General features: G+C 60.5%; 21 protein-coding genes and 4 tRNA genes. 8 read left to right on the top strand and 17 right to left on the bottom strand.

What is annotated here, in order from left to right:
* Nucleotides 1-77: 77 nt before the first annotated feature.
* Together AC4PS7_RS28420 and bamJ are read right to left on the bottom strand one after the other, a co-directional pair.
* On the bottom strand, nt 78-536 hold the full coding sequence (locus AC4PS7_RS28420) for a YkvA family protein (protein ID WP_010211619.1): 459 nt from the start codon (nt 534-536) through the stop codon (nt 78-80).
* Nucleotides 537-855: 319 nt separating this feature from the next.
* Nucleotides 856-1,587 carry a BamJ family beta-barrel-assembly machinery protein gene (gene bamJ, locus AC4PS7_RS28415; protein WP_010211620.1) on the bottom strand — a complete coding sequence of 244 codons (732 nt, stop codon included), beginning with the start codon at nt 1,585-1,587 and terminating at the stop codon, nt 856-858.
* Between the two features lie 258 nt (nt 1,588-1,845).
* Here bamJ and AC4PS7_RS28410 point away from each other — a divergent pair, with 258 nt between their 5' ends.
* The 3 genes from AC4PS7_RS28410 (at nt 1,846) to AC4PS7_RS28400 (ending at nt 5,051) form a co-directional block, all read left to right on the top strand.
* The gene (locus tag AC4PS7_RS28410) at nt 1,846-3,654 is read left to right on the top strand and encodes a di-heme-cytochrome C peroxidase (RefSeq protein ID WP_137206509.1); all 1,809 of its coding nucleotides are present in this window, start codon (nt 1,846-1,848) and stop codon (nt 3,652-3,654) included.
* Nucleotides 3,651-4,817: a catalase family protein gene (locus AC4PS7_RS28405; protein WP_492179869.1), complete on the top strand. Its 1,167-nt coding sequence runs from the start codon at nt 3,651-3,653 to the stop codon at nt 4,815-4,817. The genes AC4PS7_RS28410 and AC4PS7_RS28405 overlap by 4 nt, the downstream gene beginning before the upstream one ends.
* 111 nt (nt 4,818-4,928) lie before the next feature.
* On the top strand, nt 4,929-5,051 hold the full coding sequence (locus AC4PS7_RS28400; protein ID WP_010211625.1) for a hypothetical protein: 123 nt from the start codon (nt 4,929-4,931) through the stop codon (nt 5,049-5,051).
* A gap of 3 nt (nt 5,052-5,054) precedes the next feature.
* Here the strand turns inward: AC4PS7_RS28400 and AC4PS7_RS28395 are convergent, their stop codons facing one another.
* The 7 genes from AC4PS7_RS28395 to AC4PS7_RS28365 form a co-directional block, all read right to left on the bottom strand.
* A complete protein-coding gene (locus tag AC4PS7_RS28395) occupies nt 5,055-5,990 on the bottom strand; it encodes a LysR substrate-binding domain-containing protein (RefSeq protein ID WP_010211627.1) in 936 nt (311 codons plus the stop codon).
* An 83-nt stretch (nt 5,991-6,073) separates the two neighbouring features.
* Nucleotides 6,074-8,083 carry a CocE/NonD family hydrolase gene (locus AC4PS7_RS28390; RefSeq protein ID WP_198581537.1) on the bottom strand — a complete coding sequence of 670 codons (2,010 nt, stop codon included), beginning with the start codon at nt 8,081-8,083 and terminating at the stop codon, nt 6,074-6,076.
* 27 nt (nt 8,084-8,110) lie between these two features.
* The gene (locus AC4PS7_RS28385) at nt 8,111-9,694 is read right to left on the bottom strand and encodes a BCCT family transporter (protein ID WP_010211631.1); all 1,584 of its coding nucleotides are present in this window, start codon (nt 9,692-9,694) and stop codon (nt 8,111-8,113) included.
* 305 nt (nt 9,695-9,999) lie between these two features.
* Nucleotides 10,000-10,076 (bottom strand) — tRNA-Asp (locus AC4PS7_RS28380).
* A 19-nt stretch (nt 10,077-10,095) separates the two neighbouring features.
* Nucleotides 10,096-10,171 (bottom strand) — tRNA-Val (locus AC4PS7_RS28375).
* A gap of 396 nt (nt 10,172-10,567) precedes the next feature.
* Nucleotides 10,568-10,644, bottom strand: a tRNA-Asp gene (locus AC4PS7_RS28370).
* 19 nt (nt 10,645-10,663) lie between these two features.
* Nucleotides 10,664-10,739: transfer RNA gene (locus AC4PS7_RS28365), tRNA-Val, on the bottom strand.
* A 159-nt stretch (nt 10,740-10,898) separates the two neighbouring features.
* On the opposite strand from AC4PS7_RS28365, the gene rdgC reads away from it, so the two are divergent.
* The 3 genes from rdgC to sugE all read left to right on the top strand — a co-directional run bounded on the left by rdgC (nt 10,899) and on the right by sugE (nt 13,377).
* The gene (gene rdgC / locus AC4PS7_RS28360) at nt 10,899-11,819 is read left to right on the top strand and encodes a recombination-associated protein RdgC (RefSeq protein ID WP_010211632.1); all 921 of its coding nucleotides are present in this window, start codon (nt 10,899-10,901) and stop codon (nt 11,817-11,819) included.
* Nucleotides 11,820-11,991: 172 nt separating this feature from the next.
* Nucleotides 11,992-12,957: a bile acid:sodium symporter family protein gene (locus AC4PS7_RS28355; RefSeq protein ID WP_198730029.1), complete on the top strand. Its 966-nt coding sequence runs from the start codon at nt 11,992-11,994 to the stop codon at nt 12,955-12,957.
* A 105-nt stretch (nt 12,958-13,062) separates the two neighbouring features.
* Complete coding sequence (gene sugE / locus AC4PS7_RS28350) at nt 13,063-13,377, top strand: quaternary ammonium compound efflux SMR transporter SugE (RefSeq protein WP_010211634.1); 315 nt, start codon at nt 13,063-13,065, stop codon at nt 13,375-13,377.
* Between the two features lie 112 nt (nt 13,378-13,489).
* Here the strand turns inward: sugE and AC4PS7_RS28345 are convergent, their stop codons facing one another.
* The 4 genes from AC4PS7_RS28345 to AC4PS7_RS28330 all read right to left on the bottom strand — a co-directional run bounded on the left by AC4PS7_RS28345 (nt 13,490) and on the right by AC4PS7_RS28330 (nt 18,237).
* On the bottom strand, nt 13,490-15,364 hold the full coding sequence (locus AC4PS7_RS28345; RefSeq protein ID WP_045792354.1) for an MFS transporter: 1,875 nt from the start codon (nt 15,362-15,364) through the stop codon (nt 13,490-13,492).
* Nucleotides 15,365-15,431: 67 nt separating this feature from the next.
* Nucleotides 15,432-16,580: a TDT family transporter gene (locus AC4PS7_RS28340; RefSeq protein ID WP_042572443.1), complete on the bottom strand. Its 1,149-nt coding sequence runs from the start codon at nt 16,578-16,580 to the stop codon at nt 15,432-15,434.
* A gap of 108 nt (nt 16,581-16,688) precedes the next feature.
* On the bottom strand, nt 16,689-17,000 hold the full coding sequence (locus tag AC4PS7_RS28335; RefSeq protein ID WP_010211643.1) for a cupin domain-containing protein: 312 nt from the start codon (nt 16,998-17,000) through the stop codon (nt 16,689-16,691).
* Nucleotides 17,001-17,043: 43 nt separating this feature from the next.
* Complete coding sequence (locus AC4PS7_RS28330) at nt 17,044-18,237, bottom strand: MFS transporter (protein ID WP_492179868.1); 1,194 nt, start codon at nt 18,235-18,237, stop codon at nt 17,044-17,046.
* 91 nt (nt 18,238-18,328) lie between these two features.
* On the opposite strand from AC4PS7_RS28330, the gene AC4PS7_RS28325 reads away from it, so the two are divergent.
* Nucleotides 18,329-18,868 (top strand): TetR/AcrR family transcriptional regulator, encoded by a 540-nt coding sequence (locus tag AC4PS7_RS28325; RefSeq protein ID WP_021492115.1) that lies wholly within the window; start codon nt 18,329-18,331, stop codon nt 18,866-18,868.
* 134 nt (nt 18,869-19,002) lie between these two features.
* Here AC4PS7_RS28325 and AC4PS7_RS28320 read toward each other — a convergent pair whose 3' ends face one another.
* The 4 genes from AC4PS7_RS28320 to AC4PS7_RS28305 all read right to left on the bottom strand — a co-directional run bounded on the left by AC4PS7_RS28320 (nt 19,003) and on the right by AC4PS7_RS28305 (nt 22,180).
* Nucleotides 19,003-19,782 (bottom strand): ABC transporter permease, encoded by a 780-nt coding sequence (locus tag AC4PS7_RS28320; protein WP_010211648.1) that lies wholly within the window; start codon nt 19,780-19,782, stop codon nt 19,003-19,005.
* Entirely contained in the window at nt 19,779-20,711 is a 933-nt protein-coding gene (locus AC4PS7_RS28315; protein ID WP_010211649.1) for an ABC transporter ATP-binding protein, read from the bottom strand. The genes AC4PS7_RS28320 and AC4PS7_RS28315 overlap by 4 nt, the downstream gene beginning before the upstream one ends.
* Before the next feature lie 134 nt (nt 20,712-20,845).
* Nucleotides 20,846-21,463: a glutathione S-transferase family protein gene (locus tag AC4PS7_RS28310; protein WP_010211650.1), complete on the bottom strand. Its 618-nt coding sequence runs from the start codon at nt 21,461-21,463 to the stop codon at nt 20,846-20,848.
* A 57-nt stretch (nt 21,464-21,520) separates the two neighbouring features.
* On the bottom strand, nt 21,521-22,180 hold the full coding sequence (locus AC4PS7_RS28305) for a transglutaminase-like domain-containing protein (RefSeq protein ID WP_198581533.1): 660 nt from the start codon (nt 22,178-22,180) through the stop codon (nt 21,521-21,523).
* Between the two features lie 158 nt (nt 22,181-22,338).
* On the opposite strand from AC4PS7_RS28305, the gene AC4PS7_RS28300 reads away from it, so the two are divergent.
* The gene (locus AC4PS7_RS28300; RefSeq protein ID WP_205517972.1) at nt 22,339-24,786 is read left to right on the top strand and encodes an acyl-CoA dehydrogenase; all 2,448 of its coding nucleotides are present in this window, start codon (nt 22,339-22,341) and stop codon (nt 24,784-24,786) included.
* Nucleotides 24,787-24,820 lie beyond the last annotated feature (34 nt).

Raw genomic sequence — 24,820 nt, 5'->3', positions numbered from 1 at the left:
ACAACACTTACTGAGTAAGCTCTTTCCTTAGGAGTGTAATCCTAACAGCCACAAAGGTCGCAGGGGGATATACCGTGTCATCCGTTTTTTTGCGGGTTTTCCTTGGCCAGCAGCGCGGGCGTCGCAGGCAGTCGCTCAACCACGGCGAGCTTTTCCGGGCGCTGGGCGTCACGCCAGGCACGAAAGGCGCTCAGTTCGCCTTCCAGGGTCTTCATGACCCATGCCAGCACGGCAATGTCGTCGAGCATGCCGAACATGGGGATAAAGTCCGGAATGGCATCAATCGGGCTGAGGAAGTACATCAACCCCGCCACCACCGAGATCAGCGCCTTGGGGCTGATCGCCCGGTACTCGCCGCGCCAGTAGGCCAGGCACAGCGCCTGGAGCAACTTGAAGTCATCCTTGAGTTTGCCCAGGCGATTGCCCTGGCTGGAGCCCTTGGCCGCCACCGCGAACAGTAACGTCGGCAAACGTCCACGCCCTAGGAGACGCGCGGCCATGGGCAGGAAACGGGTGAAATTGAAGGGTGGTTTCATCTGTCACTCCAGTTCCAGGCGACATAAAAGGTTATCCACACAAATTGTGGATAACCTTGTGAACAGAGCCTATTTTCCGCGCTGAAAGCCACGTGTTACAAGGCTTTCAGTCAGATCGGGCATTTTTTGCGCACTGAAAAAAAACCCAAGATTTCATTGACTTGGCGTTGATGTGCGGCTACCCGTACTCGAGTCTTATATCAGACTGTTACCTGCCACAGACGTTCGTTTGGATCTGCGCAGCTCCCCCATTTAGAACGATGCCCCCCAGAAACAACAACGCCCCGTCTAGACGGGGCGTTGTATGTTCAGGCGCCGATTACTTCTTGGCGGCTGGTGCTGCAGGTGCTTCTGCTTTGGCTGGATCCTTGATGGCCAGCAGCTCCAGGTCGAATACCAGCACGGAGTTGGCTGGGATCGCTGGGCTTGGGCTTTGTGCGCCGTAGGCCAGGTCCGAAGGGATGTACAGCTCGACCTTCTCGCCGACGTGCATCAGTTGCAGGCCTTCGACCCAACCTGGGATCACGCCGCTGACCGGCAGGTCAATCGGGCTACCGCGATCCACGGAGCTGTCAAAGGTGGTGCCGTTGGTGAGTTTACCGGTGTAGTGCACAGTCACCACGTCAGTCGGCTTAGGCTGTGCGCCATCGGCTTTCTTGATGATCTTGTACTGCAGACCGGAAGCGGTAGTGACGACGCCGTCTTTCTTGGCGTTGTCTTCGAGGAATTTCTTGCCGGCGGCTGCCGACTCTTCGCTCATCTTGGTCATGCGTTCTTCAGCACGCTTTTGCAGTGCGGCAAACGCTTCAACCAGCTCGTCGTCTTTGAGCTTCTGCTCTTTTTTGCCGACAGCATCTTCGATGCCTTGGGCTACTGCTTTGGAATCCAGGTCATCCATGCCTTCTTGGGCAAGGCTTTTGCCCATGTTCAGGCCGATGCCGTAGGAAGCTTTCTGCGCCGGGGTTTTCAGCTCTACGCTGGTCTGCGAATCACAACCCGCAAGTACCAGGCTAACCAGGGCCACCGCCGCCGCCAACCGATGCTGTTTCATGCTATTTCCTTGTTCATGCGCCAATAGGGCATTCGAATAAAGTCGCGAGCTTATCAGGCGGCCACGACCAATGGCTACCGGCATGTGAGCAGGAAACTTCTGATAAGTTCACGTGTTTAAAAGCATTTTCATTCATGATGGGGCCCCGCGAAGGATCGTGGGGCCGCCTGCTACCAGGCTCATGGCCACTTGCCGCCCTTGTGGCGTAGTGGCATAACAACGCGACACCTCGACAAGGCCGAGACAAGGATAGCCATCTTGCGCATTTTTTCCCGTGTTTTACTCCTGATATTAATAGCACTGGGCCTGATCCTGGCCGTGGTGCTTTATTACACCATCAACCCCAAGCTGCCGGACTACGTGCCCGTGGAGCAGGTGCACTACCAGGACCAATGGAGTGCCGCCGACCGCCAGACCTACTACTTCACGCCCCAGGGCACCCAGGTAAAAGGCCTGCACTACGACTGGTTCACTGCCCTGGAATTGCCGTTTTCCGAGCAGCGCTTTGCCACGCCAGCGTATTTGGCCCGCTTCGGTTTCCTGGTCGACCCCAAGCAACTGCCCACGGCGCAAAACCCCGGCAACCTGCCCGTGGGTTTCGCCCGGCACAAAAACGCCGGCAGCAACGTCGAGTACCTGGATATCACCTGCGCCGCCTGCCACACCGGCGAACTGCATTACAAAAACCAAGCCCTGCGGATCGACGGCGGTTCCGCCCAGCACGTGCTGCCCTCCAGCGTGCCGACCTTGCGCGGCGGCAGTTTCGGCCAGGCCCTGGTCGCGAGCCTGGCGGCCACCTATTACAACCCATGGAAGTTCGAACGCTTTGCCCGCCAGGTGCTGAAAGATCGCTACGACGCCGAGCACAAACAACTGCGCCAAGACTTCAAGCAGTCGCTGAACAAATTCCTCAAGGTGGCCTGGAACGATACCCACCGTGGCCTCTACCCCACTGAAGAAGGTCCCGGCCGCACGGACGCCTTTGGCCGCATTGCCAACGCCAGCTTTGGCGACGCCATTTCTCCCGACAACTATCGCGTCGCCAATGCGCCGGTGGACTACCCGCAGTTGTGGGATATCTGGACCTTCGACTGGGTGCAATGGAACGGCTCGGCCCAACAGCCCATGGCACGCAACATCGGCGAAGCGCTGGGTGTCGGCGCGACCCTGACCTTTTTCGACGACGCCGGCCAACCGCTCCAGGGCGATGCGCGCTACCCTTCCAGCGTAAGGGTGCGCGACCTCAACCTGATCGAAGAAACCCTGCAACGCCTCAAGGCCCCGACCTGGCCCGAGAATCTGTTCGGCACCATCGATAAGCCGCTCGCCGCCCAAGGCCGCGCATTGTTCGCCGAAAACTGCGCCGGCTGCCATGTGCCCAGCGTCACCCAGGAAAACGGCCGTCCTGTGCAACAGCTGAAAATGCTGCCAGTGGCCTACATCGGCACCGACCCCGGCACTGCCAGCAACATCGCCGATCAGCGCTACGACCTCAGCGCCCTGCAATGGGACCTGGCGGAACTGGCCAAACTCAACGTCGAACTGCACCCCACGCCGACCGAGCCACTGGACCTGAAAAAAATGTCCGTGGCCAAGGGCCTCGCCTACGTCACCGCTTTCGTCGAAGAACATGCCTACCGCGCCGCCGGCGTGACCCCGGACGAGCGCCCGCGCCTGGACGGCTACGGCCTGCCCATTGGCGTGCGTGAACTGCGAGCTTATAAGGCGCGGCCATTGGCAGGCGTCTGGGCGACACCGCCGTTCCTGCATAACGGTTCGGTGCCGACGATCTATCAGTTGCTCTCGCCCCAGGACGAGCGCAGCACCACCTTCTATAAAGGCACCTTCAACTACGACCCGCGCCACCTCGGCTTTGAGACCGGTGCGTTCAAGAATGCCTTTCTGTTCGACACCAAAATCACCGGCAACCACAACAGCGGTCACGAATTCCGTGCCGGCAGTCGTGGCAATGGCGTGATCGGCCGTGGCCTGCTACCGCAGGAACGCTGGGCGCTGCTGGAATACCTCAAAGTACTGGGCGGCCCGCTGGAGCAACAACTGCCATGATGATTCGATCCCCCTACGACCGACCTTCCCTGCTCGCCCGCCTATGGCTGCGCATCGGCGCGTTTCTGGGCAAGACCCTGCTGTGGCTGGTGGGCCTCGGCCTGCTCGGCTGGCTGGCCGCTACCGCCTGGTACGCCTGGCAACACAGCGGCCCGGTGTCGCCGAATGAGCAGATTCCGCCGGGCGAAGCAGCGATGACCCAAGGCATTATCCAGACGGCCGTGCGCATCGTTGACCAGCACCGCGAAGGCACGCGCTACCTGCGCGATGCCCATGCCAAGGCCCATGGTTGCGTCAAGGCCGAATTCAGCGTGTTGGCCGATCTCGACCCGGCGCTGCGCCAGGGCGTGTTCGCCGAGCCGGGCAAGACCTGGCAGGCGATGATGCGACTGTCCAACGGCAACGCCTACCCACAGTTCGACAGCATCCGGGATGCGCGGGGCATGGCACTCAAGCTGCTGGACGTGCCGGGCAAACAACTGCTGGCCGATCAACAGGCACGCACGGAACAGGACTTCGTGATGTTCAGCCACCCGAACTTCTTTGTCAGCGATGTAGCGGAGTATGCGCAGAACATCGGCGCACAAGCGGACGGCAAGAAAGTCCTGGCGTTCTTCCCCAAGGCAGACCCGCGGACCTGGCAGGTGCGCCACCTGTTTATCGCCCTGGCGACCCTGGCCCCCGCACCGGCCAGCCCGACGCAAACGACGTACTTTTCGGTCTCGCCCTACAAGTTCGGGGCGGCCAACGCCAAGTTCCGCGTCGCGCCCGACCCGCTCAGCTGCCCGGAATATCAACTGCCCAAGCAAAACCAGGACTTGCCGAACTTCCTGCGCAGCGCCTTGAGCCAGCAGTTGTCCACCGACCGCATACCTGCGTGTTTCGTGCTGCAGATCCAGCGGCAGAACCCGCAGACTTTCATGCCCATCGAAGACACCAGCATCGAATGGAAGGAGAGCGATGCGCCCTATGAAACGGTGGCCAAGGTGCGCATCCCGGCGCAGGATTTCGATACACCCGAGCAGAACCTGGCGTGCGACAACCAATCGTTCAACCCCTGGTTTGGTGTAGCGGAACACCGCCCTATCGGCGGTATCAACCGCTTGCGCAAGGCGGTGTACGAAGCGGTCAGCGATTACCGCCACAGCCGCAACGCCCCGTAAAGAATGCATAACATCAGGCCCGACGGCGTAAGGATTGCGTCGGGTCTATTGAGCCCTTATCACCCCTGCCTCTACCGTGAGCACCTACCCCATCACCCGTAGGAAGTCACCGTGGAAAGCTCAACCCTCGGCATGATCGTACTCACCCTGATCGCCGTGTTCGGCACCGCTTCTTTTTGCTTCGAACACTTGGCGACGCGCCAGACCAAAAAGAAAAATACCGGCCAGCACTGACACTCAGTCAGCGAGTCCAGCCTCTGCGGTACGTGCCTGCAACCATTGACGAAAACTGCGCACCGCCGCGGGCGGATTGCGATGATGCGGCTGCATCAGGTGCAGGCGGCCGCGACTGTGCATGCTGTGGGGCAAGGCCATTTGCAGGCGTCCGGACTCAAGGTCAGTCTCCAGCAAGCGCTTCCACCCCAGGGCGACGCCGTGCCCCATCACCGCCGATTGCATCAACAATTGATAGCTGTTGGTGCGCAACGCATGGCGCGGAGAGTAGTAGTCGGCACCGGCGTCGGCGAACCAGTCGGCCCAGGTCAGCCAATCGTGGTGGTGGTCCTCGACGATCAGCAAGGTGTGAGCGTGCAACAAGTGGTGCAGGTCGCGAATTGGGCCGTGGCGCTCAAGGTAGCCGGGACTGCACACGGTGATGACCTGCTCGCTGTCGAACACCGGTGACAGCTCAAGGCCGTGGGGCGCGGCCAGTTCATCCAAGTGATAGAACAAACCAAGGTCATATTCGCTGACATCCAAGTGGCTGGGGCTTTCGCTGCACAGGATGCGGATATCCAGGTCCGGATGGTCGCGCTGGAACTGCGGCAACAGACCGGCAAGCCAGATAGAGCTGATAGTGGGCGTGCTGGCCAGGGTCAACTGGCGATCGGCACCGCGCCTGCGCAACTCGGCGGACTCACGATCAAGCTCGCGCAACAGGCGTTGGACGGTACGGAAGTAACGTACCCCGGCAGGGGTCAGGCTCAAGCCTTGGGCCAGCCGATAAAACAGCGGGCGGGCCAAGTCTTCTTCGAGGCGTTTGACCTGGCGGCTAACCGCGCTTTGGGTCAGATTCAGTTCATGGGCCGCCTGGGTAAAGCTCAAATGGCGTGCGGCCGCTTCGAACGTCTGCAGGCAGTTGAGGGGCGGAAGATCGACATTTCGGCGCGACATGAGCAAGTCCATTGGCAATGACGGGCCCAGGTTACCCCAGGCCCGCAGAGATCACGTTGACAGGCATCCTGCCACTTGCCTGCTTACAGTGCGACCCTGGCCACGCGCTTACTCCATTGTCGACGATGTTCCAGTTGGCCATTTTCCCAGGCGGTCTGCTCCGCTTCGATGTAGAACCACTCGGCATCCGCGTGCACGCTCAGGTGGCTTTCCACCTCCACGGCCCACTGGTCGCGGCCGACACAGTAGTGCCATTCGATGTCGGCCCGCGTCGACAGCGGATCCCAGGGCAAGGTGCGGTATTGCTCGGTGCAACGCTGGTCCACTGACAAGCCATGGTCGGTAAAACGCACCGAACCCAGGTCGTCTTCAATTTTCACACAGACTTCGCCACTGCCCACGTCTTCGATCAGTGTGCGTTTCGGCGCGGCACCGCGTAAGACTTCCATCGCTACCGGTGTAGCCGACTGCGGCGCTTCGAACGGGCACTCCACCGCCTCGCCAGTAAACACCGGCAGTTGCAGGCTTTGCAGGCCTGGCAGCAACGTCAAAGTGGTCAGCTCGCGGCTCGGCCACAGCAACGGGAAACTCGCCGTGCTGAGCGCCAGGCGCAAACGGTAGCCGGCAGGCAGGCGCATGCCGATGTGGTCGAGGCTCAACTGCACATCCATCGGTTGACCTGGGACGACAGGCGTTACCTGGGAAAAGTCCTCACGCAGTGTGAGATTAAGCACGCCGTAGCTGATTTGCGTGACCTGCCCATCCGGCGCTATCGCATTCAGCCTGGCGACCAATTGACCACAGGATGTGTCACTTGCCAGACGCAACTTAAGCCGTGCATCGCCGAGCAACGACAGCGGCTCGGTCAGCGGCTGCGAGTCGAAGCACAGCGACTGGAGGTCATCGCGACGTTGATCCGTCGGGCCATCGGGGCCAAACCAGATAGCGCAGTACTCGCCCTGGTGCAGGCCGGTGGTCAGCGGCGAACAAATGCTGCGCGGCGCCGCCAAAGGTTGTGCACCCGTACTCAGGCCATGTTCGCCCAGGCTGAAATCCGTCCATTGCACTTGCGAGTCGGGCCAGCCCGACGTCTGCACCCAGATCCCCGGCCGCTCGGCATAACTGCCCTTCGGCGGCAGAATATCCTGTAAGTAAAAGGTGCAGGATGCGTCATCCATCACCCCGTTATCGATGCCCTTGAGCCAGTGATCCCACCAGCGCTTGGCTTCTTGCAGGAAGCCGATGGCCGGGTTGGGCACGGCAAAATGCGGGTACTTGTGAATCCACGGTCCGATCATGGCCTTCTTCGGGCCGGGCAGGTTTTGCATCAGGCGCGAAACGGTGTTGCGATAGGCATCGCCCCAGCCGCCCACCGCATACACGGCCGCCTTGATCTTCGCGTAGTCCTCGCACACCGAGCCGTGGCGCCAGTAGTCATCGCGGGTCTGGTGTTGCAGCCAGGTTTCGGCGAGCAGCGGCATGGCGTCCAGGCGTTGGTGCCAGAGGTCTTTCCAGTCGTCGCCGACCAGCAAGGGATCAGGCACCGCTGCGCTGAAGTTGAGCATGGTGGCGGCCCAGCCGAAGTTTTCCATCAACAGGTTGCCGCCCTTGTAGTGGATGTCGTCGGCATAACGGTCATCGGTGGAGCACAAGGTGATGATCGCCTTCAATGCCTCGGGCTGGCGCGCCGCGACTTGCAAGCCATTGAAGCCGCCCCAGGAGATGCCCATCATGCCGACATTGCCGTCGCACCAGGGTTGCCGGCACAGCCAGTCGATCACTTCAAGGGCGTCTTCCTGTTCCTGCAGCAGGTACTCATCGGCCATCAAGCCTTGGGACTCACCGTTGCCGCGCATATCCACCCGCACACACACATAGCCCTGCCCCGCCATCCACGGGTGGGTCAGCGCATCGCGCACGGCGGTGCCGTCGCGCTTGCGGTACGGCAGGTATTCCAGGATCGCCGGAAAGGTCTGCAGGCCGGCGACTTCCGGCAACCAGATGCGTGCGGCCAGCTGGGTGCCGTCCTTCAAGGGGATCAGGCAGTGCTCGATTTCGCGCACGGTGTAAGCAAATTCAGTGACGATTTCCATCAGTAACTCCAACAGCGGTTCAATCGATCAGCGGGCGAAATCCGGCGCCGGGCTGGCGCTGTGCAGTTCCGTTGCGGGGGTCCGCTGATGGCGTTTCACATCCAGCAATGCGGGATTTTTCAACCAGAAGATCAGTGAGGTGCTGGCCAGCAACACCAGGAGCATCCCCGGCAGACCGCCGAGGTTGGAGAGCATCTTCACCCCGTCGATGCCGACGAATGAGACCATCACCCACGATACCGAGCCGATGATCACGCCCCAGACGATCTTCAACGCTGGGTTGCCATCCAGGTCGGAATCGGCGGTCACGCCTTTGCTGCACAGGTTGGCGATCACATCGGTGCTGGAGTCGGCGGCGGTGACAAAGGAGATGAACGCCACGAACAGCAGGAACGCGATCATCAGACCGCTGGCCGGCAACTGCTGGAACATCTGGTACAGCACGTGTTCCACGCCCTGCTCGTTCAGCACACGGTTGAGGCTGCCGTCGCCCAGCGCATCGAAGTACAGACTGGTGCCGGAAAAGATGCAGATCCACACCGCCGTGAACAACGCCGGGTAGAGCATGTTGATGTGGATGAATTCACGCACCGTGTAGCCACGCCCGATCTTGCCGAGGAACAACGCACTGACCGGCGCCCAGGCAAACCACACCGACCAGTAGAACACCGTCCAACTGTGTGGCCAGGTGTCGCCACTGGCGGCGCCGGTGAACAGGCTGCGGCTGAAGAAGGTGTCGAGGTACACGCCGAGGGACTCGACGCCAAGGCTGAACATGTACAGGGTCGGCCCGCACAACAGCACGAACAGCCCCAGGGCGAGCATGATCCAAGTATTGAACGAGGACAGCATCACGATCCCTTTCTGCAGGCCGCTGGCGGCCGAGGCGACAAAGGTAATAACGATGATCGCGATGATGATAGCCAGGCGCAACGGTGTGGTTTCACCGCCGATGTACTGAGCCAGGCCCCCGGCCAAGGTCAGCGCGCCGGTACCCAGGGACGAGGCCATGCCGGCCACCAGGGCGAACATCGCCAGGGTGTCGATCAGCCCTGCATAGCGCTTGACCCGCGCTTCACCGAGCAACGGTTCAAGCATGGCGCCGATGGAGAAATTGCTGCGTCGGTTGTAGAACACCAACGCAAACACCAGCGAGGGCACCAGGTAGATGGCGTAGGGGGTGATGGTCCAGTGCAGGAACATCGTCGACATGGCAAAGGTCTTCGCCGCCGAACTACCCGCCTCGATCGGCAGGCTGGTGGGCGGGCCATACAGATGATAGAGCGGTTCGGCCGTGGTCCAGAACAGCACGCCCACCGCGAGGGTGGTGCACAGCGCCACCATGAACCAGCGCCATTTGCTCAGCAACGGCTGGGCGTCTTCGCCGCCGATTCGCACCTTGCCCAGCGCGGAGAAGTAGACGATCGCGGTCAGCACCACCATGGCAAACGAGCCGGCACTGAACAGCCATGAGAAGTTTTTCAGGATCAGGTTGTTGAGCTGTTTGCTGACCGCAAGGAATGCATTCAGATCGATGTAGCTGGCGATCACCGCCGCCAGCAGGATCAGGAACGTTGGCCAGAACACCAACGGACGCAGTGGATATTTCATAGAGAGCCGTTCCCCTTGCAGACTATTTTTATGTTGGAGAGCGAGCCCCCGCAGCATCCTGCTGCCGGTCACTCGCCTGGAAGTCTTCGCGTGGCTATAGATAAACGGTTAAGCGGCCGAGGGCGCAATCAACCAATGTGCATGGGGGTATTCCCCCACGTCATGGCGCACCCACACAGTTCAGGGCGAATAGGCAGTGCACAATGGCAGAGCGCGGAGAGGATAAAACGCAGACGAAAAAAAGCCCGCTCGATGAGCGGGCTTCTTATGGTGACCTGGCGTTCAGTGTTCCAGGTTACCGAATATGGCGCAGCGGACGGGACTCGAACCCGCGACCCCCGGCGTGACAGGCCGGTATTCTAACCGACTGAACTACCGCTGCGCGTAACACTTGAAGCGAATGGTGGGTGATGACGGGATCGAACCGCCGACATTCTGCTTGTAAGGCAGACGCTCTCCCAGCTGAGCTAATCACCCTTCACTTTCGGTGTGGGCGGCATCATACACCAAAAATCCGCAATGTCTTGATTTAAATGCAATTTATTTGAAATATTTTCTCAGCTACGAGAAACCCCAGCAAAAACGGGCTTCTACGTCGTCAAATGCGAGTCTGTTGCGCTTACCCGCTGCCTGGCCGCCCAATGAGATACCATTCTCGATAATGCTTGAGCCACGCCGATTCTATGGGTGAACCGCGCACCTTCAGGGTGACTACACGCGGGGATGTCTAATCGCCCAATAAAAACGCCGCCGGTCATCGGAAATGATCGGCGGCGTTTTTTGGCTTTTTGCAAACCCCAGACAGCAAAAAGCCCGCTCATTGAGCGGGCTTCTTGTGGTGACCTGGCGTTCAGCGTTCCAGGTTACCGAATATGGCGCAGCGGACGGGACTCGAACCCGCGACCCCCGGCGTGACAGGCCGGTATTCTAACCGACTGAACTACCGCTGCGCGTAACACTTGAAGCGAATGGTGGGTGATGACGGGATCGAACCGCCGACATTCTGCTTGTAAGGCAGACGCTCTCCCAGCTGAGCTAATCACCCTTCGTTTCGGTGTGGCGCGCATTCTACGGAGCGACCTTAAGTCTGGCAAGCACTTTCTGAAATCTTTTTTTTGATAGCTTCCAATGGCTTAGGCAGGGTTGGCCTGGGACGTTATCAAGAGAATAATGCCCCCCTTTGTATAAAGGAGAGACTCACCCCATGTGGTTCAAGAACCTGCTTATCTATCGCCTGACCCAAGATCTGCCTGTTGATGCCGAGGCGTTGGAAGCGGCCATGGCCACCAAACTGGCGCGCCCTTGCGCAAGCCAGGAATTGACCACTTATGGTTTCGTCGCGCCTTTTGGTAAAGGTGAAGACGCTCCCCTGGTTCACGTCAGCGGTGACTTCCTGCTGATCGCCGCGCGCAAGGAAGAACGTATCCTGCCGGGCAGCGTGGTGCGTGATGCACTCAAGGAAAAGGTCGAAGAGATCGAAGCCGAGCAGATGCGCAAGGTCTATAAAAAGGAACGCGACCAGATCAAGGATGAAATCATCCAGGCCTTCCTGCCACGCGCCTTTATCCGTCGCTCGTCGACCTTCGCCGCCATTGCGCCGAAACAGGGCCTGATCCTGGTCAACTCGGCCAGCCCGAAACGCGCCGAAGACCTGCTGTCGACCCTGCGTGAAGTGATCGGCACCCTGCCGGTTCGTCCACTCACGGTTAAAACCGCGCCAACCGCGATCATGACCGATTGGGTCACCACCCAAAAGCCGGCCGATGACTTCTTCGTCCTTGACGAATGCGAGCTGCGTGACACCCACGAAGACGGCGGGATCGTGCGCTGCAAGCGCCAGGACCTGACCGGCGAAGAGATCCAACTCCACCTGACCACCGGCAAAGTCGTGACCCAACTGTCCCTGGCCTGGCAGGACAAGCTGTCCTTCATGCTCGACGACAAGATGACCGTCAAGCGCCTGAAGTTCGAAGACCTGCTGCAGGACCAGGCGGAACAGGACGGCGGCGACGAAGCCCTGGGCCAACTGGATGCGAGTTTTACCCTGATGATGCTGACGTTTGGGGACTTCATCCCCGCGCTGGTCGAAGCACTCGGCGGTGAAGAGACCCCACAGGGCATCTAACGCCTTGTGAAGATCAACCTGTGGGAGCGGGCTTGCTCGCGAATGCGGTGGATCAGTCAACATATTCAGCGACTGACACACCGCATTCGCGAGCAAGCCCGCTCCCACATTTGATTGGGTTCCCAGGCAGACATCAGCATTACCGAACCTAACTGACAACAAGGACACCCCCATGCGCGCACTCGCCGCCTTGAGCCGCTTCGTCGGTAATACCTTCGCCTACTGGGTGTTGGTTTTCGCCGTCGTCGCCTTCTTCGAACCCAGCTGGTTCATCGGCCTGAAAAACGCCATCGTTCCGTTGCTGGGCCTGGTGATGTTCGGCATGGGGCTGACCCTCAAGATTGATGACTTCGCCGAAGTCGCCCGCCATCCGTGGCGCGTGGCCTTGGGCGTGGTCGCGCACTTTGTCATCATGCCCGGCATGGCCTGGTTGCTGTGCCAGGCCTTCCACCTGCCGCCGGAAATCGCCGTCGGCGTGATCCTGGTCGGTTGCTGCCCGAGCGGGACTTCGTCCAACGTGATGACTTGGTTGGCCCGTGGCGACCTGGCGTTGTCGGTCGCCATCGCCGCCGTCACCACCCTCCTCGCCCCGCTCCTCACCCCGGCGCTGATCTGGCTGCTGGCGTCGGCCTGGCTGCCGGTGTCGTTCATGGAGTTGTTCTGGTCGATCCTGCAAGTGGTGCTGCTGCCGATCGTGCTCGGTGTACTGGCGCAACGCGTGCTCGGTGAGCGGGTGCGCCATGCAGTGGATGTGTTGCCGCTGGTGTCGGTGGTGAGCATTGTGATCATCGTCGCGGCGGTGGTTGCGGCGAGTCAGGCGAAGATTGCCGAGTCGGGCCTGTTGATCATGGCGGTGGTGATGTTGCACAACAGCTTCGGTTACCTGCTGGGTTACTTCACCGGCCGCGTGTTCCAGTTGCCTCTGGCACAGCGCAAGTCGCTGGCGCTCGAAGTCGGCATGCAGAACTCAGGACTGGGCGCCGCCTTGGCCAGCGCCCATTTTTCGCCATTGGCGGCGGTGCCGAGTGCACTGTTCAGCGTCTGGCACAATATTTCCGGGGCGTTGCTGTCCACCTACTTCCGCCGCATGAGCGAAAAGGAAGACCGCCGCGTGCTGGAGAACACCCCGCAAACTTGATCAGCCGAGCACTTTTCGGCACTCTACCGAGCTTCGCGGGGACGACCCCGCGACGCTTCCAGCGCCTAATCCGGGGACGACCCCACCTAACGTTAGGAGGTCATCATGTCCTGGATCATTCTGTTTTTCGCGGGTCTGTTTGAAGTCGGCTGGGCCGTCGGCCTGAAGTACACCGACGGTTTCAGCAAACCGCTGCCGACTGCGTTGACGATTGCCGCCATGGCCGTCAGCCTCGGCCTGCTGGGCCTGGCCATGAAAGAATTGCCGCTGGGCACGGCCTACGCCATCTGGACCGGCGTAGGTGCCGTGGGCACCGTGATTGCCGGGATCATCCTGTTTGGGGAGTCCATGGCGTTGTTCCGGTTGGCCAGCGTGGCGCTGATCATTTGCGGGCTCATTGGGCTCAAGATCAGCACCTGATCCATTACCGCTGTCGAACCGCCGCTCCCACACCAGACCGCGTTCGCTAGAACAACGCGGCCTGGTGTGGGAGCGGGCTTGCCTGCGAAGAGGCCAGTAACCCAGCCCACAACTACCTGACACTCCCCCGCAACACCCCCACCCGTTCCTGCAACTGCGCAGGCGTCGCGGCCTCTACCGCCACCGGCTCACCGGCCACCAACACCACCCGCGACCAGATGCGATGGAAGAAGCCCTTGTTCGGATCGCGGCTGAAGAAACTCCCCCACAACCCCTGCAACGCCATCGGAATCACCGGCACCGCCGTCTCTTCCAGAATCCGCGTCACACCACCGCGAAACTCGTTCATCTCGCCATCGGCGGTCAGCTTGCCCTCGGGAAAGATGCACACCAACTCGCCTTCCTTCAGGTACTGCGCAATGCGTGTGAAGGCCTTTTCGTAGATCTGGATGTCTTCGTGACGGCCGGCAATCGGAATCGCCCCGGCGGTGCGGAAGATGAAGTTCAGCACCGGCAAACGGTAGATCTTGTAGTACATGACAAAGCGAATCGGCCGACGTACCGCGCCGCCGATCAGCAGTGCATCGACAAACGACACGTGGTTGCACACCAGTAACGCCGCGCCTTCATCCGGGATCGCCTCCAGGTTGCGATGCTCCACCCGGTACATGGAATGGCTGAGCAGCCAGATCATGAAACGCATGGTGAACTCGGGAACGATCTTGAAGATGTAGGTGTTGACCGCGATGTTGAGCAGCGACACCACCAGGAACAGCTCGGGGATCGACAGCTTGGCCACGCTCAGCAGCAGGATCGACACGATGGCCGAGACCACCATGAACAGTGCGTTGAGGATGTTGTTGGCCGCGATCACCCGCGCGCGCTCGTTCTCGGCGGTACGCGACTGGATCAGTGCGTACAGTGGCACGATATAGAAGCCGCCAAACACGCCCAGGCCAAGGATATCGAACAACACCCACCAGGCCTGGCCGTAGCTGAGCACGGCGAGCCAGTCGTTGGCCTGCACGTTCTGCGGGAAGCCGCCGGAGTGCCACCACAGCAGCAGGCCAAACACCGTCAGGCCGAATGAACCGAACGGCACCAGGCCGATTTCTACCTTACGCCCGGAGAGTTTTTCGCAGAGCATCGAGCCGAGCGCGATGCCCACCGAAAATACGGTGAGGATCAGCGTCACCACGGTTTCGTCACCGTACAACCATTCCTTGGCGTAGGCGGGAATTTGCGTGAGGTAGATCGCGCCGACAAACCAGAACCACGAGTTACCGACGATCGAACGCGAAACCGCGGGCGTCTGCCCCAGGCCCAAACGCAAGGTGGCCCAGGATTCGCTGAAAATGTTCCAGTTCAGACGCAACCCAGGGGTCGACGCCGCTGCCCTTGGGATACTGCGGCTGGCCAGATAGCCCAGCACCGCCACGCCGACGATCGCCACTGACACCACCGGCGCGTAATGGGTGGACGACATCATGATCCCGGCGCCAATGGTGCCGGCCAGGATCGCCAGGAACGTGCCCATCTCCACCAGGCCATTACCGCCCACCAATTCATCATCGTGCAAAGCCTGGGGCATGATCGAGTACTTCACCGGCCCGAACAGCGCCGAGTGGGTGCCCATGGCAAACAGCGCCAGCAGCATCATTTCCAAGTGGTTGGTGAGGAAGCCCGTCGCCCCCACGGCCATGATCACGATCTCGCCAATCTTGATCGCGCGAATCAAGGCGTCTTTGTTGAATTTCTCGCCAAACTGCCCGGCCAGCGCCGAGAACAGGAAGAACGGCAGGATAAAGAGCAAGGCGCAGAGGTTGACCCAGATAGAGCGGTCACCGTCGATGGTGAGCTTGTAGAGAATGGCGAGGATCAGCGATTGCTTGAAGATGTTGTCATTGAACGCGCCCAGCAACTGGGTGATGAAAAACGGCAGGAAACGCCGTGTGCGCAGCAAAGTGAATTGCGAGGGGTGGCTCATCGTCCGTGTTCCTGCGTGGCCTGTTTTTTTGTAGAAACATTCAGGCCACGACTTTACCTAATCCGGCTTACTTATTCGCTAGTCCTGCAATGCACGGCGAAACAAAAAGCTCACCTTTATAAGCACCCTGCACCGTGCGCTTGGCCACGATCAACCACATCAGCGCCAACGCGACCACCAGCACACTGCCGAATACGCTGAAGAAACCCAGGTGCAACAGGCTCGCCAGCTTCAACGTGGCCAGGGCGTAGACCCCCAACGGAAAGGTGAAGCCCCACCACCCCAGATTGAACGGAATACCAGCGCGCAGGTAACGCAGGGTGATCAATACCGCGATCAGCATCCACCACAGGCCGAAGCCCCACAGCGTAATCCCCGCGACCACGCCGAGACCGTTGGCCATCTCACCGACGCCCGGTAAACCATTGGCCGCGAAGATCGCCGGCGCATCGCCCCCCAGCAGCAACATACCCAAGGCACCGGTGCCGATGGGCCCCAACGCCAGCCAGCTCGACGCGGCCATATTGGCGTGAGGCAGCTTATGCAGGGCCATGCGCAACATCAGGATAGTGAGGATGCTGAACGCCACCGGCAGGGAAAACGCCCACAGCACGTAGCTGGTCACCAGCATCACCAGCTGTGAATGGGCGTCCGCGATGTGCGGTGCCAGCAGCCCACCGCTGGCGGCGGCGACTTCGGCGGCCACCACGGGTAGCAGCCAGACGGCCGTCATCTGGTCGATGCTGTGTTCCTGGCGGGTGAACATCATGAACGGGATCAGCACGCCGCAGGCCAGGGCCATGGCGACATCCAGCCACCATAGCGCTTCAGCCAGGGGGATCACGTCGCTGCCCCACCGCGGCAGGCCGAACAACAGCAGGCCGTTGAGAATGGTCGCGAGCCCCATGGGGATGGTGCCGAAGAACATCGACACCGTAGAGTGCCCGAATATCCGCCGCGCCTCATCGAAAAACATCACCCAACGGGCCGCGTACAACACGCTGAACAGCACAAACAAGCCGATGGTGAAAAACCACAGCGCTTCGGCAATCGCGTGCAAGCCAGGCACATCGGCCGGCAATTGGGCCAAGGCCAGCGCCAGCACGCCGGTGCCCATGGTGGCAGCAAACCAGTTGGGGGTGAATTGGCGGATCACTTCCCGTGGACGGGTCAAGTGACTGAAGGGTTTGTAGCTGAAGGTATTCGAGCAGGTCATGATGGCAATCCTCTTCCTCGCATGAGGTTGAGACCATGGTAGAACCTGATCGAATATCTATATAACGGGTAATATCTCTATCTGTTATCTACTTTACCAATATAGGGGTCAAACGCTGCCTTCGCTTTCGATCACCAGGATGCGCGCCGGGCCTTGGGGATGTGCCACGTGCTCGGTGCCGACACTGGCGTAGAAGATGTCGCCGACGGCCAGCTCCGCCACCTGCTCGAAGCCATTGTCGCGATAGTGCATCTGCACCCGGCCATCCAGCACCACAAACACTTCTTCGCCGTCATTGACGTGCCAGCGGTACGGCTGGTCGGTCCAGTGCAGGCGCGTGGTGATGCCGTTCATGTTGGCGATGTCCAGCGCCTCCCAGGCCCGGCTGCCGGTGAAGTCCTTGCTGCGGATGATCTTCATGCTTGAATCTCAATCAGGCGATGCGGAAGGCGATTATTACTCATCAGCCGCCTGTCGTCGCCCTGGCGCGCGCCGAATCCTGCAACAGCAGGCCGACCAGTGCGCCGAGGGCCAGCAGGATGAGTACCGCGCCGTAGCCGTCAGTGGTGACGATCAGACCAAAGCGGCGAATCAGGTTGCCCGCCAGCAAAGACGGCAGGCAGAACGCCAGGTAACTCAGCACATAGAACGCCGACATCAAACCCGCGCGCTCATGGGGCAAGGCCAGTGGCACCACACTGCGCAGGGCACCGAGGAAGCCCGCACCAAAACCGCTGCCGGCGATCAGGGTGGCGATGAAAAACAGCAGCACGCTGGCGCTGTGCACGGCCGTGAGGATCAGCGCCACACCCACTGCCAGCAAGCCGGCCCCCAGGCGCAGCACTTTGTCGGCTGGGCGATTGCGCAGCGTGAAGATCATCAATGCGCCGCTCACGGTCAACACCGCCACCAGGCCGCCACCGATCAGGTTGGAGGTCGAACCGGTGGCGGTTCGTACCAGTGACGGCGCCAGGGACAGGTAGAACCCGCCCATCGCCCACACCGCCACATCCACCGGCAGCGACAACCACAAGGCCCGGCGCGCTTGGGGCGGTACGTGCAAGGTCGGGCGCAGCGAAGCCAGTGCGCCAGGGATACGGCTGACGCTTTCCGGCAGGCGCCATACGTAAACGGCCTGCAGCAGCATCAGCACGAGCAGCGTGCAGTAGATCAACTGGGTCGGCAGCGGCGCGAACTCCACCAGCAGACTGCTGCCCATCGCACCGCAGGCCATGCCCAGCAACGGCGCTACGCTGTTGACCAGTGGGCCTTGCTGGCGATCCGTGTCCAGCAGTGCCGCGCCCAGTACGGCAGTGGCCATGCCCGTAGCAAAGCCCTGCAGCGTACGCGCGGCAATCAACCAGGCCACGCTGCCTTCATTGATAAACAGCAGCATCGCCAGCATGTTCAAGATCAACGCGGTAAAAATCACCGGCTTGCGCCCCAGATGGTCCGACAGTGAGCCAACAGTCAGAAGCGCCACCAGGAGACTCAGCGCATAGACGCCAAAGATCAGCGTGAGCATGCCTGCGGAAAAATGCAGGCCCTCCTGATACAGGTGATACAACGGCGTCGGCGCACTGGAGGCGGCGAGAAACGTCAGCAAGGTGATCGCGAGGAACACCAGGCTGGAACGCTGAGAAATCGGGTTGGACATACGCACGCTCCGCTAAAGCTAATATTTTGCTTTTGTGCAGTGTGCTACCAGGCCAGGCTTAAAGCAAATTCTTTGTGTTAAGGTCACAATCATGGCGATAAAAGAAGGCCTCCGCCCGGGGGGCCGTAGTGCCCGGGTACAAGAATCCGTCCATTCAGCCGTGCGTGAACTGCTGGAAGCCCATGAGCGCTCCAGCGTCACTGTGCCGATGATCGCTGCGCGCGCGGGGGTTACGCCCTCGACCATCTACCGGCGTTGGGGCGATCTTTCTGTGCTACTGGCGGATGTGGCGTTGGCGCGGATGCGCCCGGACAGCGAGCCGGCGAATACCGGCAGCCTGCGCGGTGACCTGCAGGCCTGGGCCGAGCAGTATCTGGATGAGATGAGTTCGGAGCCTGGACGGAACATGATGCGGGATGTGCAGTGCAGCCAGACGCCAGGCTATTGCGTGAGCATCCTGAGCGGGCAGTTTCAGGCGATTGTCGATCGCTATCCGGACAGCAGCCCGCCGAGCGTGGATCACCTGATCAATCTGCTGGCGGCGCCAACGGTGTTTCGTATTCTATTCTCGACCACGCCGCTGACGGTTGAAGAGCTGCATAGGCTGATCGAACTGGCACTGAAGGTCTGAAGCCCTTACACAAAACCAATGTGGGAGCGGGCTTGCTCGCGAAGGTGGTGGATCAGTCAGTACATTCTGTAACTGACATACCGCCTTCGCGAGCAAGCCCGCTCCCACATTTTTGACCGCGTTCAGGTCAGCGCTTACGTGCGCATCCCGCGTCCGCTCACCAGTAACTTCGCGCAACCGATATACAGCACAACGGTCGCCACCAACATGAACGTGATCGCCACGCTGATCTTGATGTCCGACACCCCCAGGATGCCGTAGCGGAAGGCGTTGACCATGTGCAGCACCGGGTTGGCCAACGACACGGTCTGCCAGAACGGCGGCAGCAAGCTGATGGAGTAGAACACCCCGCCCAGGTAGGTCAGCGGCGTCAGCACGAAGGTCGGAATAATCGAAATATCATCGAAGTTGCGTGCAAACACGGCGTTGATGAAACCCAGCAGCGAGAAGATCGTCGCCGTCAGTACCACCACCAGAATGGTGACCCCGAGGTGATGCACCTGCAGGTGGGTGAAGAACAGCGACAACAGGGTGACGATCACGCCCACCATCAACCCACGCAGCACACCGCCGAGGGTGTAGCCGATCAGGATGGTATGGGGCGACACCGGCGACACCATCAGTTCTTCGATGGAGCGCTGGAACTTACTGCCGAAGAAACTGGAGACCACGTTACCGTAGGAGTTGGTGATCACCGACATCATGATCAGGCCCGGCACGATGTACTCCATGTAAGTGAAGCCACCCATGTCACCAATCTGGCGGCCGATCAGGTTACCGAAGATCACGAAGTACAGGACCATGGTGATCGCCGGCGGCAGCAGGGTCTGCGGCCAGATCCGGGTAAAGCGCTTCACTTCGCGATAGACGATGGTTTGCAGCGCGACGAGGTTGGGTTGCAGTTCGGAACTCATACCGCCACCTTCGCCAGATTTTTCTCCACCAGGGACACGAACAACTCCTCAAGGCGATTGGTTTTGTTACGCAGGCTCAGCACTTCGATGTTCTGGGTTGCCAACTGCGTGAACAACGCGGTGATGCCCATGGCCTTGTCCACCTGCACTTCCAGGGTGTGGCTGTCCACCAGGCGGCTCGGGTAGCCGAGCAGTTGCGGCGGCGCCGACAAGTTGTTTTTCAGATCGAGCAAAAAGGTTTCCACATGCAACTGACCCAGCAGGTTTCGCATGCTGGTGTTTTCGACGATGGTGCCGTGGTCGATGATGCCGATGTTGCGGCACAGCTGCTCAGCCTCTTCCAGATAGTGGGTGGTGAGGATGATGGTGATGCCCTTCTCGTTCAGCTCGGTGAGAAAAGTCCACATCGAGCGACGCAGTTCGATGTCCACGCCGGCAGTAGGCTCGTCGAGGATCAGTAGACGCGGCTCGTGCACCAATGCGCGGGCGATCATCAGCCGGCGTTTCATGCCGCCGGACAGCGAACGCGACGGCACATCGCGCTTGTCCCACAGGCCCAGTTGGGTCAGGTACTGCTCGGCGCGTTCCTTGGCGACTTTCGCCGGGATGCCGTAGTAGCCGGCCTGGGTCACGACGATGTCGAAGGTCTTTTCGAACTGGTTGAAGTTGAATTCCTGGGGCACCACGCCGATGGAACGCTTGAGCGCCGCCGGGGATTTGTCCAGGTCATGGCCGAAGATATTCACCGTGCCGCTGGTCTTGTTGACCAGGGTCGAGAGGATACCGATGGTGGTGGATTTGCCGGCGCCATTGGGGCCGAGCAAGGCGAAGAAGTCACCTTCGGCAACGTCCAGATCGATACCACTCAGGGCCTGGAAACCGTTGCCGTAGGTTTTGGTTAGCTGCCGGATGGACAGAGCGGAACTCATATCGGATTACGCACCAAAGAAGGGAATAGAAAGAGTAGATGAGGGCGCAGCCCAGGTAGTTCAACGGCGGCGCATGACAAGCATGGTGCTTGCCCGCGCCGCACAAGTACAGTCACCTGTATTAATAGTCAGTATTAAGTCAACGCGGTCATGACCGCTTTGCGGTAAGCCGGACGCTGCTGCAGGCGCGCATACCAGGCCTCTAGATGGGGCATTGCGGGCCGTTCGATGGGCATTTCGAACCAGGCGTAGATAAAGCTGCCCAACGGGATATCGCCCATGCCGATCTCGTTGCCCGACAGATACGGCTGTGTAGCAAGCGCTTCATCAACGGTTTTGAGCACATCGATACAGGCCTGGCGACCGGCGTGGATGGTGTCCCAGTTCTGTTTTTCCGCCGGGGTGCGCAGCACGCCCCAGAACACGATCTTGAACGGTTCGGCAAAGGTCGACGTGGTCCAGTCCATCCATTTTTCCGCGTTGGCGCGGGCTTTCACGTCTGTCGGATACCAGCGGCAAGCCTGCTTGGCGCAGAGGTAGCGCACGATGGTGTTGGACTCCCACAGCACGAAGTCACCGTCTTCGATCATCGGCACCCGGCCGTTGGGGTTCAACGCCCGGTATTGCGGCGTGTCGACCACACCAAAAGCCCCGCCCGCATCAATTGCTTCATAGTCCAGGCCGAGTTCCTCGGCGCACCACAGTGCCTTCCTGACGTTTGATGAATTTTTACGACCCCAGATTTTCAGCATGACCGCGCCTTTGTTGTTGATGAACATGGCTAGATGAAGGCAGCAGCATACGCCGGTTCACACGCGGCTCAAATCGCTCTGCATGTCGCCCAGTAACGGCGGCATATCCTCGGCAAACAGATGGGGGTAACACGCTTGGATGTGGGCGAAGAAGAAGGCCTCGGGCACGTCAGGAAATTGCCCGTGGTCCACCACGTACTCCATCGATCGCTGGCCTTGGCGATTGAACGCGTGGAAGACGCTGTCGTGGAGGCCGTCGAAATCCAACGGCGGTACATCGAACACATCGCACAGTTGCTGGTTGAACGCCGGCGTGGCCTTGACCCAACGATCGTTGAGGTAAAGCTCGGTATAACCGTGCATGGCAAATACATCACTCCTGAGCAACGCGATCAGGCGTGGCGTCGACAAATGATTGCGCACATCCGCCAGGCCGATGCGCGCCGGAATGCCGCAGTGGCGGGCACAGGCGGCGAGCAAGGTGGCTTTGGGCACGCAATAGCTTTCGCCGGTGGACAGGGCGAAGCTGGCATTTAATGTGTCTGGATCGCGGCTGAAGGTATAGGGGTTATAGCGAATCGCCTCACGCACGGCGTAATAGAGGCTGACTGCCTGGTCACTAAAATCCCTACGGGTTCCACGGTGTTTTTCGGCGAACTCCACCACCGCAGGGTGGTCACTATCGATGAAGCGGCTGGGACTCAGGTAGGTATCCATGAGCTTTATCTCCGAAGGAAGCCTGGAGTCTAACCACAGGCCTGTCTTGGAGATAACGACGAATCGGCCAAATCTCGTTACACCCTGATCACCCCGCTTGTTCGGATGCCGACTAAGCTCCCTGGTGGTTTCGCCCCTGTTTTCACGGAGGATTGAATATGCTGTTGTTGTGGATACTGGTGCTGGTGGTCGGCATTGCCTACCTCGCACACCGCCGCGTCGCGCCCCTGCCCGCCCTGGGCGTGGTCGCCGTCTACCTGCTGGCGATGGGCGCCTGGAGCCATGCACCGGGTTGGCTGCTGCTGATCTTCTGGGTGTTGATCGCCTTGGTGGCCGCTCCCCTGCTGCTGCCCGACCTGCGCCGCCAATACTTCACCAAGCCACTGTTCAGCTGGTTCCAGAAAGTCCTGCCGCCGATGTCCGAGACCGAGCGCGATGCCATCGACGCCGGCACCGTCTGGTGGGACGGCGAACTGTTCAGCGGTCGCCCGGACTGGGACAAGTTGCTGGCCTACCCCAAGGCGCAACTGACCGAAGAAGAACAGGCGTTTATCGATGGCCCCACCGAAGAACTCTGTGCCATGGTCAGCGACTGGGAAATCGGCCAGGCCATGGACCTGCCGCCCGCGGCCTGGGAACACATCAAGACCCACGGTTTCTTCGCCCTGATCATTCCCAAGGAATATGGCGGCAAGGGCTTCTCCGCCTATGCCCACTCCCAGGTCGCGATGAAGCTCGCCACCCGCAGCGGTGACCTGGCATCGACCGTGATGGTGCCCAACTCTCTCGGCCCGGCCGAACTGCTGCTGCACTACGGCACCGAAGAACAGCGCAACCACTACCTGCCGCGCCTGGCCCGTGGCGATGACATCCCCTGCTTCGCATTGACTGGCCCACTGGCCGGCTCCGACGCGGGCGCGATGCCGGACACTGGCGTGATCTGCAAAGGTGAATGGGAAGGCAAGGAAACACTCGGCCTGCGCCTGAACTGGGAAAAACGCTACATTACCCTCGGCCCGGTTGCGACCTTGCTCGGCCTGGCCTTCAAGGCCCACGACCCGGACCATCTGCTGGGTGAAGAGGAAGACTTGGGCATCAGCCTGGCGCTGATCCCCACCGACACCCCCGGCGTGGAAATCGGCCGTCGCCACCTGCCTTTGGGCGCCGCCTTCATGAACGGCCCCAACGCCGGCAAGGATGTGTTCATCCCCCTGGAATTCCTGATCGGTGGCCAGGAAATGCTCGGCAAAGGCTGGATGATGTTGATGAACTGCCTCTCGGTGGGCCGTTCGATCTCCCTGCCCGCCGTGGGTACCGGCGCGGCCAAGTTCACCAGCCTGGTGACCGGCCAATACGCCCAGGTGCGCGAGCAATTCAATGTGCCGCTGTCGGCCTTCGAGGGTATCCAGGAAGCCCTTGCGCGTATCGGCGGCAACGCCTGGCTGATGGACAGCGCACGCATGCTCACCGCCAATGCCGTCGACCTGGGGGAAAAACCCTCGGTGCTGTCGGCGATCCTCAAGTACCACCTCACCGAACGCGGCCGCGAGTGCATCAGCCACGCCATGGACGTGCACGGTGGCAAGGGCATCATCATGGGCCCGAACAACTACCTGGGCCGCAACTGGCAAGGCGCGCCGATCTTCATCACCGTAGAAGGCGCGAATATCCTGTCGCGCAACCTGATGATCTTCGGCCAGGGCGCGATCCGCTGCCATCCGTTCGTGCTCAAGGAAATGGCCCTGGCCGGTCGCGACGACCATGACCAGGCATTGAAGGAGTTCGATGGGCTGTTGATGCAACACATCGGTTTTGCCGTGAGCAACGCCGCCAGTACCTTGGTGTTGAACCTCGGGGTGGGGCATTTCGAGAAGGCGCCGGGCAATCGTTTGAGCCAGGGCTACTTCCGTGCACTCAACCGCCAGGCTGCCGCATTCGCGCTGCTGGCTGACCTGAGCATGATGCTGCTGGGTGGCGAGTTGAAGCGTCGCGAACGCTTGTCGGCACGCCTGGGTGATGTACTGAGCCATATGTACCTGGCGTCGGCCGCACTCAAGCGTTATCACGACCTGGATTCGCCGGATCACCTGGAACCGCTGTTTGCCTGGGCCATGGAAGAAAGCCTCGGCGAATCTGAACGTGCGCTGGATGAACTGCTGAGCAATTTCCCGAACAAGGTGCTGGGCTGCCTGCTGCGGGTGATCGTGTTCCCGTTCGGCCGTCGCCATACCGGGCCGTCGGATGCGCTGGATGCCGAAGTGGCTGCGGTGATCGGCCGTGCCAAGGGCGACCCGACCCTGGAAGAGTTGCTGGCCGGCTGCTACCGACCGCAATCGGCGGAAGATCCGGTAGGCGCCTTGCAACATGCCTACGACCTGCTCGGCGCCAGCCATCCGCTGCAGAAGAAACTGCACATGGCACTCAAGAGCGGGCAGGTCAAGCCGACTGCCGGGGAACACGCCATCGACGCCGCGCTGCACGCAGGCGTGTTGCAGCCGGCCGAAGCGCACACCTTGCGTGAGGCGGAAGCGGCACGGCGCAAGGTGATCGACGTGGACGATTTCAGCAAGGAAGAGCTGACCCAGGCTGAGGGTAAAGTCCGCTGATCCCAGTGGTCATATAAATACGGGCGCGAGAGCT

The organism is Pseudomonas sp. DW-iso3 (assembly GCF_058725305.1).
This window is presented reverse-complemented; position numbering and strand designations above follow the sequence as displayed.

Bases quoted from the DNA above. Each gene is read 5' to 3' on its own strand.
- AC4PS7_RS28385 (WP_010211631.1), bottom strand. From the start codon at position 9,694: ATGAAATATCCACTGCGTCCGTTGGTGTTCTGGCCAACGTTCCTGATC.
- AC4PS7_RS28310 (WP_010211650.1), bottom strand. From the start codon at position 21,463: ATGCTGAAAATCTGGGGTCGTAAAAATTCATCAAACGTCAGGAAGGCA.
- AC4PS7_RS28345 (WP_045792354.1), bottom strand. From the start codon at position 15,364: ATGAGCCACCCCTCGCAATTCACTTTGCTGCGCACACGGCGTTTCCTG.
- AC4PS7_RS28395 (WP_010211627.1), bottom strand. From the start codon at position 5,990: ATGTCGCGCCGAAATGTCGATCTTCCGCCCCTCAACTGCCTGCAGACG.
- AC4PS7_RS28325 (WP_021492115.1), top strand. From the start codon at position 18,329: ATGGCGATAAAAGAAGGCCTCCGCCCGGGGGGCCGTAGTGCCCGGGTA.
- AC4PS7_RS28315 (WP_010211649.1), bottom strand. From the start codon at position 20,711: ATGAGTTCCGCTCTGTCCATCCGGCAGCTAACCAAAACCTACGGCAAC.
- AC4PS7_RS28335 (WP_010211643.1), bottom strand. From the start codon at position 17,000: ATGAAGATCATCCGCAGCAAGGACTTCACCGGCAGCCGGGCCTGGGAG.
- AC4PS7_RS28390 (WP_198581537.1), bottom strand. From the start codon at position 8,083: ATGGAAATCGTCACTGAATTTGCTTACACCGTGCGCGAAATCGAGCAC.
- AC4PS7_RS28330 (WP_492179868.1), bottom strand. From the start codon at position 18,237: ATGTCCAACCCGATTTCTCAGCGTTCCAGCCTGGTGTTCCTCGCGATC.
- AC4PS7_RS28340 (WP_042572443.1), bottom strand. From the start codon at position 16,580: ATGACCTGCTCGAATACCTTCAGCTACAAACCCTTCAGTCACTTGACC.
- AC4PS7_RS28420 (WP_010211619.1), bottom strand. From the start codon at position 536: ATGAAACCACCCTTCAATTTCACCCGTTTCCTGCCCATGGCCGCGCGT.
- AC4PS7_RS28355 (WP_198730029.1), top strand. From the start codon at position 11,992: ATGCGCGCACTCGCCGCCTTGAGCCGCTTCGTCGGTAATACCTTCGCC.
- AC4PS7_RS28300 (WP_205517972.1), top strand. From the start codon at position 22,339: ATGCTGTTGTTGTGGATACTGGTGCTGGTGGTCGGCATTGCCTACCTC.
- bamJ (WP_010211620.1), bottom strand. From the start codon at position 1,587: ATGAAACAGCATCGGTTGGCGGCGGCGGTGGCCCTGGTTAGCCTGGTA.
- AC4PS7_RS28305 (WP_198581533.1), bottom strand. From the start codon at position 22,180: ATGGATACCTACCTGAGTCCCAGCCGCTTCATCGATAGTGACCACCCT.
- sugE (WP_010211634.1), top strand. From the start codon at position 13,063: ATGTCCTGGATCATTCTGTTTTTCGCGGGTCTGTTTGAAGTCGGCTGG.
- AC4PS7_RS28405 (WP_492179869.1), top strand. From the start codon at position 3,651: ATGATGATTCGATCCCCCTACGACCGACCTTCCCTGCTCGCCCGCCTA.
- rdgC (WP_010211632.1), top strand. From the start codon at position 10,899: ATGTGGTTCAAGAACCTGCTTATCTATCGCCTGACCCAAGATCTGCCT.
- AC4PS7_RS28320 (WP_010211648.1), bottom strand. From the start codon at position 19,782: ATGAGTTCCGAACTGCAACCCAACCTCGTCGCGCTGCAAACCATCGTC.